We start from the raw sequence: 12,384 nt of genomic DNA on the forward strand, positions 1-12,384 counted from the left end.
GGAAGCCCCACGTGAGGGGGATCACAAGCGAGAACGATGCACACCGCAGGCACGTCGGGTACCCTCGGCGATTCCTTGAGCACCCCAGTAGTCAAATTTGAGGAATCTGGTCATCACCGTGCTAAGACCTTCCGCGGCAACACCCTCGCCGGCCGACGGACCCCGCCTCGCCCCTTCTTCCGGAGTTGCCCTGCTGACTGCTCTCGCCGCCTGCCACGTCACCTTCCTGCCGGGCGATCCGGCCCGCACCGGCCGCCTCGCCTTCTGGCGGCCGGACGGCGGCGCCCCGCCGACCTGCCCGGCCGGCTCCGTCGCGCCGTTGACCGTGGTCGGGGACGACGTCCGGCCGTGGACGGTGCCCGCGCTGTCGCTCCCCGTGCGGGACGCCCTGCCGTGGCTCACCCGGATCCGCAGCAGCGCCGAAGCCTCGGCGTCGGCCGCCTTCTGGGGCGGCGCCGCGCTCCTCGCCCTCCACCTCGTCGCCCGCGGGCTCGTGCTGCCCGGGCTCAGCCGGGGCGATCACGACGCCTGGCGGATCGGCCCGCTGACCCCTGCGGACCTGGAGCACCTGCGTACGCTCACCGCGTCGATACCTCCGACCGCCCACGCGGTCCCCGACACCGCGCCGGAGCCGACGGACCCGGACGACCTGCTGCTGCCCGAGCCGGAGGCGCTGGTGCGGGCCTTCCTCGACGCGGTCGCCGACGTCCTGCCCCGTACGCCCGCGGCCACCACCGTCACCGACGCGCCGGCGTACGCCGGGGACGCCCCCCAGCACCTGCCGCAGGCGCGCGCCTGGGCCGCGGACATCGCCGCAGGTCACGATGGAGGCGTACGTCTGTCTCTGCGCATTGAACTCACCGGTGCGGCCACGGAGGCGGACGCGCCCGAGCCCGGGTTCCGGGCCGTCCTCCAGATGCACAGCGTGAGCGACCCCGGGGTGGTCAAGGACGCGGCGGACGTGTGGTCCGGCGGCTTGCCGCAGACCCACGGCGCGCACGGCTCCGCCGCCCCCTTCGGCCCGCGCGCCCGGATGGACGCGCTGCTCGCGCTGCGCCGGGCGGCCCGCGCCTGGAGCCCGCTCACCCCGCTGCTGCACGCGGCCGTCCCCGACACGATCGACCTCGCGGACGAGGACGTCGCCGAACTGCTCGGTGACGCCGCCCGCGCGCTGTCGGCCTGCGGGGTGCAGGTGCACTGGCCGCGGGAGATGGCGCACCGGCTGACCGCGCGCGCCGTCATCGGGCCCCCGGAGTCCGTCGACGGACCGCGGGGTGACTTCGGCGACTCCGGTCTGCCGTCGTTCCTCTCCGCCGATGCGCTGCTCACCTTCAACTGGCGCTTCACGCTGGGCGGGAACCAGTTGACGCGCGAGGAGTTGGAGCGGCTGGCCGAGGCCAACCGGCCCCTGGTGCGGCTGCGCGACCAGTGGGTGCTGGTCGACCCGGAGGAGTTGCGGCGCGCCCGGTCGAGCCAGGACCGGAAGGTGACTCCGGTGGACGCGCTGGGCGCCGTGCTGACCGGCTCCGCCGAGGTCGACGGCCGGCGGGTGGACGTCGACGCGTCGGGGTGGGTGGCCCGGCTGCGGGACCGGCTCGCCGACCCGGAGGGCGGGGTCCAGGAGGTCGAAGCGCCCGCAGCGCTCGCGGCGACCCTGCGCGACTACCAGCTGCGCGGTTTGAACTGGCTGCACCGGATGACCTCGCTCGGCCTCGGCGGCTGCCTCGCCGACGACATGGGCCTCGGCAAGACCATCACGCTCATCTCGCTCCACCTCCACCGGCAGGGCGACCCGGCCGCCGCCGGCCCCACGCTGGTGGTCTGCCCCGCCTCCCTGATGGGCAACTGGCAGCGGGAGATCGCCAAGTTCGCGCCGGGCACCCCGGTGCGCCGCTTCCACGGCGCCCTGCGCGACCTGGACGGCGTCGGCGCTGCCGGCGGGTTCGTGCTCACCACGTACGGCACGATGCGGCTCGACGCCGACCGGCTGGGCGAGGTGCCCTGGGGCATGGTCGTCGCGGACGAGGCGCAGCACGTCAAGAACCCGTACTCGGCGACGGCGCGCCGGCTGCGGACGATCGGGGCGAGGGCCCGGGTCGCCCTGACCGGCACGCCGGTGGAGAACAACCTGACCGAGCTGTGGGCGATCCTCGACTGGACCACCCCGGGCCTCCTCGGCCGGCTCGGCACCTTCCGCACCCGTTACGCGCAGGCCGTGGAGGGCGGCTCCGACCCGGCAGCGGCCCAGCGCCTCGGGGCGCTGGTGCGCCCGTTCCTGCTGCGCCGGCGCAAGTCCGACCCCGGCATCGCGCCGGAGCTGCCGCCGAAGACGGAGACCGACCGGGCCGTGGCGCTCACCCCGGAGCAGACCGGGCTGTACGAGGCGGTGGTGCGCGAGACGCTGGCCGCGATCTCGGAGGTCGGCGGCATGGAGCGGCGCGGCCTGGTGGTCAAGCTGCTCACCGCCCTCAAGCAGATCTGCAACCACCCGGCGCAGTACCTGAAGGAGGAGCAGCCGACGATCCCGGGGCGCTCCGGCAAGCTGGAGCTGCTGGACGAACTGCTCGACACGATCCTCGCCGAGGGCGCGAGCGTGCTGGTGTTCACCCAGTACGTGCAGATGGCGCGGCTGTTGGAGCGGCACCTCGCGGTCCGCGGGGTGCGCACCCAACTGCTGCACGGCGGCACCCCGGTGGCGCAGCGCGAGGTGATGGTGGACCGGTTCCAGCGGGGCGAGGCGCCGGTGTTCCTGCTCTCCCTGAAGGCGGCGGGCACCGGGCTCAACCTGACCCGGGCCGAGCACGTGGTGCACTACGACCGCTGGTGGAACCCGGCGGTGGAGTCGCAGGCCACCGACCGTGCGTACCGCATCGGCCAGACGCAGCCGGTGCAGGTCCACCGGCTCATCGCGGAGGGCACGATCGAGGACCGGATCGCCGACATGCTGGCCCGCAAGCGGGAGTTGGCGGATGCGGTGCTCGGCTCGGGCGAGTCGGCGCTGACGGAACTGACGGACGCCGAGTTGGCGGACCTGGTGGAGTTGCGAGGGGGGACGGCGCGATGAGCGGGCACGACGCGTACGACGGCGCTGCGGACGGCGAGGAGAAGACCTTCGACGCGCTGCCGCCGGTCAGGGGCCGCGGCTTCGCGAGCAGTTGGTGGGGCAGGTCCTGGCTCAAGGCGCTGGAGGACACCGCACTCGACTCGGTGCAGTTGAAGAAGGGGCGCAAGCAGGCCCGTGAGGGCGGGGTCGGCGCCGTGTCGGTGCGACCGGGGCGGATCACCGCGGTGGTCCGCGACCGGGACGGCACCAGGCAGCGCAGCGACGTGCTGTTGCAGGAGTTGACGGACGACGCCTGGGACCGCTTCTTGGACATGGCGGTCGACCGGGCGGGGCACATCGCGGCCCTGCTCGACCGGGAGATGCCGCCGCACCTGGTCGAGGACGCGGCGACGGCCGGGGTGGACCTGCTGCCCGGCATCGGGGACCTGGAACCCGAGTGCGACTGCGGCGCCTGGGACCTGTGTCCGCACGCTGCGGCCCTCGCCTACGAGGTGGCCCGGCTGCTGGACCAGGACCCCTTCGTCCTGCTGCTGATGCGGGGACGGGGCGAGCGGCGGCTGTTGGACGAGCTCCAGGCGCGCAGCGTGGCGCGGGCGTCCGCGGAGGCGGGCGGTGGTGCGGACGACTCCGGGGCCGAGACGGACGCGGGAGCGGGCCCGTCGGGGGTGTCGGCCACCGAGGCGTTCGCGGCGCGCGACATCCTGCCGCCGCTGCCGTCTCCGCCGCCGGTGCCCGACGAGCCGGGGCTGCCGCCGTCGCTGGACACCGAGTCCGAGCCGGTGTCCGGGGTCGATCCGGACGCGTTGGAGTTCCTCGCCGCCGACGCGGCCGTACGGGCGCACCGGATGCTGGCGGAGGCGCTGTCCGTGGGGCACGGGGCGCACCCGGTCGAGCCCGAGCTGACGCGCGACCAGGACGCGGTGCGGCTGGCCGCGGCCGTGCCCGGCCCGGTGATCGCGGCCCGGCTCGCCACCGGCACCGGCCGCTCCCGGGCCGAGTTGGACCTGGCCGTACGGGCGTGGCGGGCCGGCGGTCCGACGGCGCTCGCGGTCCTCGGTGACGACTGGACGCCTGGACCCGAGGACCTCCAGCGGGCGTCCGCGGCGTTGGCCGCAGCGTGGGAGGCGGCGGAGCGGCCCGCGCTGCGTGCGGCGGGTCCGGGGCGCTGGACCGTGGTCGGCGCCGAGGCGCAGGTGCGGTACGGGCCGGACGGGCGCTGGTGGCCGTACCGCAAGGAGCGGTCGCGCTGGTGCCCGGCCGGTCCCGGGGACCTCGACCCGGCAGCGGCGGTGGCCGGCGTCCTCAGCACCACGAGCGGCTGATCGGCTGAAGGGGACCCGGCTGACGGACGGCCCGGGCGGCGCGGCACCTGGTGTGCCCGCTGCCCGGGCCGTCTTCCGCAGACCGCGCAGTCCGCGCTACCCCATGACCTCGCGGGCCGCGTCGAGGAAGGCGGACCGGCGCTCCTCCAGGTGGTCCCGGACGCTCTCGCCGTCCGGCAGCCCGTGCCACACGGTCAGGTTGAGGTCGAGGAAGTGCGCGTGCGCCGCTTCGTGCACGAACGGCGGGAACTGCACGCGCACCAGCCGGTCCGCGACCCAGAACCGGTACATCACGTCCCGTGTCGTGAGGTACCAGTCGTCGGTGTCCTCCCAGGTGGACGGCCGGGTGTAGGCACAGCGCTCGGCCTCGGCCGACACCTCGATGAACCGTTCCAGCAGTGTGAGCCGTTCGCCCCGCCGGGTTTCCGAGAGGGCGCTCCTGTGCCGCAGTTCCTCTGCCCGTTCGGCGGAGAGTTGCGTGCGGTGCTGGACGAGGTAGGAGAGCACGCCGCCGAGGACGACGCCCGCGACCGATATGAGGGACACCCACACCTGACCTGACATGGCGCACATCGTGCCACGCCGATGATCTTCGACGGGGCAATGCGACGTCTCCCGAAGCTCCTCGGGCGCCCGCTGCACCAACCAGAAGGTGAGTAACCCACTTTGTTGTGCGTACTTGTCCGGTGTTCACCCCGAGGTGAGGGTGGTGGGTGACAACGAAGGAACGTGTGCGACAGGAGTGTGTAGTGGTGAGCGAAGGACGCGTGAGTGTGATCGGCCTCGGGGACATGGGTCGGGCCCTCGCGTCAGCCCTGCTGGACCGGGGGTGGGAGGTGACGGTCTGGAACCGTACGCAGGCACGGGCCGACGCCCTGGTGGAACGCGGCGCCGTCCGAGCCGCGTCGGCCGAGGAAGCGGTGCGCGCCGGCTCCCTCGTCCTGGTCTGTCTGCTGGACTACGACGCCGTTCGGAACGTGCTGGAACCCGCGGCCGGTGCGCTGCGGGCCCGGACGCTGGTCAATCTGACGAACGGATCCCCGGAGCAGGCGGTCGACTGCGCCCGGTGGGCGGGCGAGCACGGCGCCGGGTATCTGGACGGCGGGATCATGGCGATCCCCGCGACGATCGCCACCGCGGAGGCGTTCGTCCTCTACAGCGGCGAGGAGGGCGTCTTCACCGAGCACCGGGCGGCCCTGGAGGTCCTGGGCGTCCCGCACTACCTCGGTGCGGACGTGGGGCTGGCCGCGCTGTACGACCTCGCGCTGCTGACCGCGACGGACATGATGTACGACGGCTTCCACCACGCGGTCGCCCTCGCGGTCTCCCGCCGGGGCGGCAGTGCCGCCGGGGTCACGGAGCACCTGGTGCCCTGGCTGAACAGCATGTGCCGGATCATGCCCGCCTTCGCGGCCGAGATCGACGCGCACCGCGGCAGCGGTACGGCTCCGCAGATCACCCAGGGGCTCGACATCCACCGCGCGGCCCTCGACAACAAGCTCGCCGCGGCGAAGGAGGCGGGGGTCTCCACGGAGTTGTTGGACCGCGCCAGTGCGGAACTCGACGAACTCACCGCCGCCGGGCTTGAGCGGTGGAACTCTCCGCTCGTGGTGCGGCGGGTGCGGTCGGAGCCGTTGACTTGATCTGTTCGTCCGGCGCGGGCTCGGGTGCGGTCGTCGATGTCGGCCGGCTGCGGTCGCTCACACCCGGCTCCGGCTCGCCCGTCCGCTCACCACGGACTTCCGCCACTCGTGGGAGAAACCCACCACCTCGGACCGACTCGCGCCGGCCCGGTCCGTCGGAGGTTCAGGAACACCCGCGCTCACCTCGCCCGTCCGGTCCGTCGGGTCTTCGGGATGCCCAGGTCCGCTGCCGGACGTCGAGCACGTCATTGGGCTTCGTCACGCTGGGAGCGGCGGACGGCGGGGCGGATCCTGCGAGCGCCAAGCTGAAAGCGGACGGCCCGGACGTGGTGGGCCTGGACGTCCGCACGGAAGCGACCTCGTTCTGTCCGATGGACCGGTTCCAGTGAGGTCGCGGCCGGCCCTACGATCGCGTCGACCGAACCGGCCCGGGCCTGATCGTGAAGGTCCGGCCGTACCGCCGCGGCAGTCGACGACAGGAGTGGCCATGTGGGCGTGGATGTCCACGGACGGGATGCCTACGGGTGACCGCGCGGAGTGGTTCCACCACGTCGTCTCCCAAACCGTCGCACCGCACCGGCTCGCGATCACCGACCGCACCACCTTCACCGCCCGGGCCGGCACGCTGAGCCTGGGCTGCCTGGAGATGTCCTTCCACTCCAACTCGGGGCACTACGCCTGGCGCACACCGAAACTGATCCGCCGGGGAGATCCCGAGCACTATCTCTTGGGGCTGGTCACCCAGGGAGCGAAAACCGTCTCGCAACGTCGAACGGACAGCCGGATGGAGGCCGGGGACGTGGTCCTGTGGGACACCTCCCACCCCTACGTCGCCCGGTCCTCCGCCTCCGGCCAGACACGGATGACGGTCCTCCACATCCCCCGCGACCGGATGCTCCTGCCCGCGAACCGACTCGACGCAGCGCTGGGAAGCCGGCTCACCACCACAACCGGTGTCGCCGCGGTGCTCCGCGAGTTCCTCGGGTCGCTCCGCAATCACGCGGACGAGGGCTCCCCGACGGGACGGGAACTGCTCGCGCGTACGACGCTCGACCTCGTCACCGGAGCACTCGCCCAACAACTCGACCTGGTGGACCACGTACCGCCCGACACGTCCAAAGAAGTCGCCCTCCGGCGGATCGACGCCTTCATCGACCTCCGCCTCGGCGACCAGGACCTGACCCCCGGGGTGATCGCCGCCCGACACCACATCTCCGTCCGAACTCTGCACGCCCTCTTCCAGCCACGCGGCGAGGCCGTTGCCGCCTCCATCACCCGACGACGCCTCGAACGCTGCCGCGCCGATCTCGCCGACCCCGGCCAAGCACACCGCCCGGTCCACGAGATCGCCGCACGCTGGGGCTTTCGCCGACCGGACGGCTTCAGTCGGGCGTTCCGGGCCGCCTACCGCATCTCACCCCGGGAGTACCGGCGGCTGGCCCGGACCGGGAGGGTGGCCGGGGACGAACCGGGAACCTGAGAGGAGGCGGCCTCCGCCGTCGGACCGGTCGGCCGATCCGACGGCGGAGGAGCGGCCGACCAGTCCGGGACACGCCGCCTCGGCGAGCTGCGGTTCAGACGCTCGGCGAGTTGCCGAGGAGTTTGGTGTTGAGTGACCCCGTCGCGTCCACCGAATTGCTGTTCGTCAAGGTCCGGCCGAAGCACACTGACCAGGAGTCCGCCGCGACCCCCGACAGGGAACAGTTCCAGGTGCCGAGCCGAACGGTGGCGACGCTCCTCCACAAGGTTGCGGTCGCCTCCGCACGGTAGAGGCCGGATCGATCGTTGCGCACGATCACTGCCGCCTGCACACTGCTCCCCGTCCCATGTGCCGACCTGATCGCGCAGACCTGTGCGGCCACTCCGGTCGTGACCTGCACGGTACGAGCGCACGCCCACTTGCTGGAGCTGGAAGTGATCGGATTGGTGTTGCCGTAGGCCCTCCAGGTGCCGGTCTCCGCAGCCGCGACGGGGCCGGCGGTCGCCACCGTCGCGCCCACCGCCATGGCGAACGCTGACAGGGTCACAGCCGTCTTCTTGAACTTCATGTCCTCGCTTCCCTTCTCGCTCTGTCGCCGTGCGCTTCGTACGACGGCGAACCTACAAGGGCGCGGGAAGGGTGATGCCGCGATGCGTGCACGGATAGTTGGCGTTCCGCGCGCCTGCCCTCGATGTCCCTCCGCTCCGCGTGGGGCACCTCCACCCGTGCCCGCAGGGCGGGAGGGCTGACGACTGACGACAACGCTGGATGTCCCTCCCTTGCCCGAAGGGCTACGGAGGGGAGGTACGGCACCGGGGCACGCGAGCCCAGCCAGGTCCGTCAGGCACGCCCGAGGTGCCCGCGGCGGCGAACCGTCGATCACCGCGGGCACCTGCTGCGCCGTGTGCGCTACCAGGCGTGCGCGACGTCCACGATCACCTGGTCGCCCGACTGCTGGACCCGGAACGGCAGTTTGGCGCGCAGACCGAGGCCCACCTGTGTCTGGCCCTCGAAGCTCGCGCCGAACTTGGTGTCCTTGAAGGTCCGGTAGCCGGTGATGTTCACCCCCGGCAGGTTCTGTCCCGGCGTGCCGGGGTAGACGGCCTGGCCGGTCGTCGGGTTGTAGCTCGGGGCGTTGACGTAGAGCTGGAGGATCGCACCGCCGGCGACGGGGATCAGGTCGCCCGTGCCGTCCTGGTGGAAGGCGTCCACGTAGCCGACGTGATAGCCGACCTTGCCGGGCGCGCCGGTGACGTCGAAGACGATCCGGTCGTAGCACGCGTGCTGGCCGGTTCTGATGTTCTTCAGCGGCTCGGCGACCGATTCGGTGGCCGACTTGGTGCCGCTGCCCCAACCTGTGGCACACGCCGATACCGACGCGGCCTTTGCGTCCACCTGACCGCAGGAGGCCCAGGCGGCCCCCGCCGAGCCCACCAGTGTGGCGCCGGCCAGCGCCAGGGCCGTCGCGCTCTTTCCTAACCATCGCATGAGACATGCCTCCAGAAGGTCGAGTTGGTTCCGCGCACGCACGGGCGGTGCCCCTGCGCGTCCCCACCTTGTCGTCACGGGGGCCCGACGGCATCCGTGCTCGTACTCAAGTACCCGGCTGGGCACGGCGGGCACTATCACCGCGTGACTCGTCGTGCTGAGTCGCAGCGACGCGGGTTGACGTGCGGTCAGCCCCGCTGTTCCTCGGCCACTGGGGCCTCGTGGGCGAGGAGCGTGTCGACGAACGTCCGGCGCTGCTCGGGTGTCAGCGGGGCGAGCACCTTGCGCCACGCCGCGGCGCCCGGAGCGAGCCGGGCGGACGGGCGGACGGGCGGACGGGCGGACGGGCGGACGGCACGGTTCAGCGCTTGGCGCCGCGCGCCTTCATCCAGAGGGTGTTGAAGTCGCGGGCCGTCAGCGCGTCGACCCTGCCGTGGGGCACTTCGGCGGGGTCGGCCTCCCGCCAGTGTCCCGGCACGGCGCGCACGCTTCCGTCCGCCCCACGGAGCACCGACCGCAGCGCGCGGCCGGCGAAGGACTCCGTCCACTCGGTGGTGCCGTCGGGGCGGGGCGATTCGACGACGGTGACGCGGGCGACGTCGTAGTCGTCGGGCACGGTCTGCAACAGCAGCAGTTCCAGGGCCCACACCACCACGCGCACCCGGTCACCGTCGGCGTCCTCGCACTGACCGTGGAGGTCGAAGTCGTCGATGAACTCCAGGTCGTACCCGATCTCATCGGGGTGGTCGAGGGTGTGGACGATCCCCTCGTCGTCGGTGAACCGCAGCGGGTACACCGGGCCCTTGTTCACGACCGTCTTCCTTCAGCGCTCGGGGCGTCGCGGAGCCCGGTCGACGGGCGATCCGCGCGCCGGACGGTCACCGCTCGCCCAGCGAGTGCCGGGCGGCGAACTCGTCGGCGAGGATGCCCATCATGATCACGTCACAGTAGCGGCCGGCCAAGAACTCGTAGTCCCGCAGCCGCCCTTCCTCCACAAACCCCAACCTGCGGTGGAGCGCCAACGACGCCTCGTTGTACGCATAGACCTGCGCTTCGCACTTGTGGTAGCGCCGCTCGGCGAACATGAAGCGCATCAGCAGCACCGCGGCCTCGCTCGCGTAGCCCTTGCGGTGGTGCGCAGCGCCGATCGCGATGCCGTAGGCGAAGCGGCCGGCGCGCGCGTCGGTCTCGTGAGTGTTGAGGGTGCCGACCAACTCCCCCGTCGAGACGGCTTCGATGGCCAGCCGGAACGCGTCCCCGTCCGGGCCCGCCGTCGCCGCCTCCTTCGCCCAGGCGCGGTAGCCCTCGGCGGAGCGCGGCGGATGCAGGGCGTCCCCGGTCCGCTGATGGCCGGAGTGCTCGTCGAAGCGCATGAAGTCGGCCCAGTCCTCCGGCTCGACGCCGCGCAGCCGGACCAGCTCGCCGGTCCAAAAGGATGTCATGACGCCATCCGATCAAGAGGCGGCCGGGGCCGTCCAGGCGATTTCGGCCCGCCGGTCGGCCGTCGCGCGGGGAAAACGGGACGGGTCGGCGGGCCGCTGCGCGCAGCGGCCCGCCGACAGCGCCTCGGCCGCTACTTGTTGCCGAAGAGCCCACCCTCGAACTTGGCCCAGTCGTACATCTGGTGCACGGCCTGCCCGAAGATCGGGATGCTGATGTGCTCGAAGACGTCTTCCAGCAGGTCGATGTCCCCGGTGTTGTAGATCAGCGGACCGTTGATGTTGATCAGGCCCCCGGAGGTGGGGGCGGGCTGCTGCTGCTCCTGGGCGTGGGCGGTGCCGCTCGACAGGGTCAGCGCAACACCAGCCGCCAAAGTCGCCACAAAAGCCGCACAGCGGGCACGACGGTTCATTCGCACTCCGATTCAGGTTTGACGATTCCGATGAAATCAGCCCAGGAGCCAACTCCCCGTTGAACAACGGGTGTTGAGAAGGTTTCTCCTGTGGGGGGCCGAGGTGAGCGACAGCTTGCCACCGGGTCAAGGGCAAGTAAAGTGCCTGGAGGGAACCGAATGATCATGGCTGATTACCGACGGTGTCCGATTTTCGGAGCACCGCGGGCGGGCGGTCGGCTCTGCTCCTTTAGAGTGCTTCCGTCCCCTGCACACCCCGTGGCGGCCCTCCGACGGCACGCGCCGTCGCCGCCCACGCGTACGACCGAGGAGCAACCGTGACCGAGCTGGCGCCCACGTCCCTACAGCGGGACATCGCACGGGACCTCCAGGTGAGCCCGTCCTTCGACGCGCGGCAGGAGATCGAGCGCCGGGTGGCCTTCCTCGCCGACCGGCTGACCGCGGCGGGGCTGCGCTCCCTCGTGCTCGGCATCAGCGGCGGCGTGGACTCCACCACCGCGGGCCGGCTGTGCCAGCTCGCGGTCGACCGGGTCCGGGCGACCGGCGGGGAAGCGACGTTCTTCGCCATGCGACTGCCCTACGGCGTGCAGGCGGACGAGAAGGACGCACAGCTCGCGCTGGAGTTCATCCGTGCCGACCGGGTGCTGACCGTCGACGTCCGACCGGCGAGCGACGCCGCGCTGGAGGCTGCGCTGGCCGGCGGCACCGCCTTCCGCGACGCGCACCACCAGGACTTCGTGCACGGCAACATCAAGGCGCGCCAGCGCATGATCGCCCAGTACGCGGTCGCCGGCGCGCACGACGGCCTGGTGGTGGGCACCGACCACGCGGCCGAGGCCGTCTCCGGCTTCTTCACCAAGTTCGGCGACGGCGCGGCCGACGTCGTACCGCTCACCGGGCTCACCAAGCGGCGGGTGCGCGCCGTGGCGCAGGCCCTGGGCGCGCCGGACGAACTGGTGGGCAAGGTCCCGACCGCGGACCTGGAGACGCTGAGCCCGGGCAAGCCGGACGAGGAGGCGCTCGGCGTCACCTACGACCACATCGACGACTTCCTCGAAGGCCGGCCGGTCGACGAGGCCGCCCACGCCGCGATCGTCCGGCGCTACCGGCTCACCGAGCACAAGCGGCAGCTCCCGATCGCGCCCTGACCGGGCACGCGCCCGCCCGGCCGGCGCGTCCGCCGGTCAGCCTTCGCCGTCCTCGACGGGGCTGATCCTGATGCGGTTCCCGTCGGGGTCGGTCAGCTCCAACTCCCGCCCCCAGGGCTGGTCCTGCGGCTGGACCCCGAACTCGGCGGCGACGACGTCGAGGTCGGCCACCTTGAGGTGGATCAGGGTGTCCGGGCGGGCGTCGCCCTCGTGCTCCGAGAGGAAGAGCCGCACTGGGCCCCGGGCCACCGCGAGGAACAGCGGGAACCCCGGCTCGAAGCGGTGTTCCCACTCGCGGGCGAACCGCAGGCGCGCGTACCACTCGGCGGCGGCGCCGGCGTCCGCCACCCGCAGGATCGGAATCACTTCTTCGCTCATGGGCCCATC

12 protein-coding genes are annotated in these 12,384 nt (G+C 72.3%); 5 read left to right on the forward strand and 7 right to left on the reverse strand.

Annotated features, from left to right (window positions below; all coding sequences use genetic code 11):
* Positions 1-118: 118 nt before the first annotated feature.
* Entirely contained in the window at positions 119-3,064 is a 2,946-nt protein-coding gene (locus tag ACH4E8_RS20665) for a DEAD/DEAH box helicase (protein ID WP_398450179.1), read from the forward strand.
* Positions 3,061-4,386, forward strand: a complete 1,326-nt coding sequence (locus tag ACH4E8_RS20670; protein ID WP_398450181.1) for an SWF or SNF family helicase — start codon at positions 3,061-3,063, stop codon at positions 4,384-4,386. The genes ACH4E8_RS20665 and ACH4E8_RS20670 overlap by 4 nt, the downstream gene beginning before the upstream one ends.
* 96 nt (positions 4,387-4,482) lie before the next feature.
* Here the strand turns inward: ACH4E8_RS20670 and ACH4E8_RS20675 are convergent, their stop codons facing one another.
* Complete coding sequence (locus ACH4E8_RS20675; RefSeq protein ID WP_398450182.1) at positions 4,483-4,959, reverse strand: hypothetical protein; 477 nt, start codon at positions 4,957-4,959, stop codon at positions 4,483-4,485.
* Positions 4,960-5,138: 179 nt separating this feature from the next.
* Here ACH4E8_RS20675 and ACH4E8_RS20680 point away from each other — a divergent pair, with 179 nt between their 5' ends.
* Positions 5,139-6,029, forward strand: coding sequence for an NAD(P)-dependent oxidoreductase (locus tag ACH4E8_RS20680; RefSeq protein WP_398450184.1), 891 nt, complete (start codon positions 5,139-5,141; stop codon positions 6,027-6,029).
* 487 nt (positions 6,030-6,516) lie between these two features.
* Positions 6,517-7,509, forward strand: a complete 993-nt coding sequence (locus ACH4E8_RS20685) for a helix-turn-helix domain-containing protein (protein WP_398450186.1) — start codon at positions 6,517-6,519, stop codon at positions 7,507-7,509.
* A 94-nt stretch (positions 7,510-7,603) separates the two neighbouring features.
* Here ACH4E8_RS20685 and ACH4E8_RS20690 read toward each other — a convergent pair whose 3' ends face one another.
* From ACH4E8_RS20690 to ACH4E8_RS20710, 5 genes are all read right to left on the reverse strand, one after another.
* Positions 7,604-8,077, reverse strand: a complete 474-nt coding sequence (locus ACH4E8_RS20690) for a hypothetical protein (protein ID WP_398450188.1) — start codon at positions 8,075-8,077, stop codon at positions 7,604-7,606.
* Between the two features lie 341 nt (positions 8,078-8,418).
* A complete protein-coding gene (locus ACH4E8_RS20695) occupies positions 8,419-8,997 on the reverse strand; it encodes a hypothetical protein (RefSeq protein ID WP_398450190.1) in 579 nt (192 codons plus the stop codon).
* 361 nt (positions 8,998-9,358) lie between these two features.
* Positions 9,359-9,808, reverse strand: coding sequence for a hypothetical protein (locus ACH4E8_RS20700; RefSeq protein ID WP_398450191.1), 450 nt, complete (start codon positions 9,806-9,808; stop codon positions 9,359-9,361).
* Positions 9,809-9,875: 67 nt separating this feature from the next.
* Positions 9,876-10,439 (reverse strand): GNAT family N-acetyltransferase, encoded by a 564-nt coding sequence (locus ACH4E8_RS20705; RefSeq protein WP_398450193.1) that lies wholly within the window; start codon positions 10,437-10,439, stop codon positions 9,876-9,878.
* 131 nt (positions 10,440-10,570) lie between these two features.
* Positions 10,571-10,819, reverse strand: a complete 249-nt coding sequence (locus ACH4E8_RS20710) for a hypothetical protein (protein WP_398450321.1) — start codon at positions 10,817-10,819, stop codon at positions 10,571-10,573.
* A 347-nt stretch (positions 10,820-11,166) separates the two neighbouring features.
* On the opposite strand from ACH4E8_RS20710, the gene nadE reads away from it, so the two are divergent.
* Positions 11,167-11,997, forward strand: a complete 831-nt coding sequence (nadE, locus tag ACH4E8_RS20715) for an ammonia-dependent NAD(+) synthetase (RefSeq protein ID WP_398450195.1) — start codon at positions 11,167-11,169, stop codon at positions 11,995-11,997.
* Between the two features lie 36 nt (positions 11,998-12,033).
* Here nadE and ACH4E8_RS20720 read toward each other — a convergent pair whose 3' ends face one another.
* Entirely contained in the window at positions 12,034-12,375 is a 342-nt protein-coding gene (locus ACH4E8_RS20720; protein ID WP_398450197.1) for a glyoxalase superfamily protein, read from the reverse strand.
* Positions 12,376-12,384 lie beyond the last annotated feature (9 nt).

The sequence above is a fragment of the Streptomyces sp. NPDC017979 genome (assembly GCF_044328175.1).
Classification (GTDB): Bacteria; Actinomycetota; Actinomycetes; order Streptomycetales; family Streptomycetaceae; genus Streptomyces.

Coding starts and splice junctions, on each gene's coding strand:
- ACH4E8_RS20670 (WP_398450181.1), top strand. CDS start 3,061: ATGAGCGGGCACGACGCGTACGACGGCGCTGCGGACGGCGAGGAGAAG.
- ACH4E8_RS20675 (WP_398450182.1), bottom strand. CDS start 4,959: ATGTGCGCCATGTCAGGTCAGGTGTGGGTGTCCCTCATATCGGTCGCG.
- ACH4E8_RS20685 (WP_398450186.1), top strand. CDS start 6,517: ATGTGGGCGTGGATGTCCACGGACGGGATGCCTACGGGTGACCGCGCG.
- ACH4E8_RS20690 (WP_398450188.1), bottom strand. CDS start 8,077: ATGAAGTTCAAGAAGACGGCTGTGACCCTGTCAGCGTTCGCCATGGCG.
- ACH4E8_RS20695 (WP_398450190.1), bottom strand. CDS start 8,997: ATGCGATGGTTAGGAAAGAGCGCGACGGCCCTGGCGCTGGCCGGCGCC.
- ACH4E8_RS20705 (WP_398450193.1), bottom strand. CDS start 10,439: ATGACATCCTTTTGGACCGGCGAGCTGGTCCGGCTGCGCGGCGTCGAG.
- ACH4E8_RS20720 (WP_398450197.1), bottom strand. CDS start 12,375: ATGAGCGAAGAAGTGATTCCGATCCTGCGGGTGGCGGACGCCGGCGCC.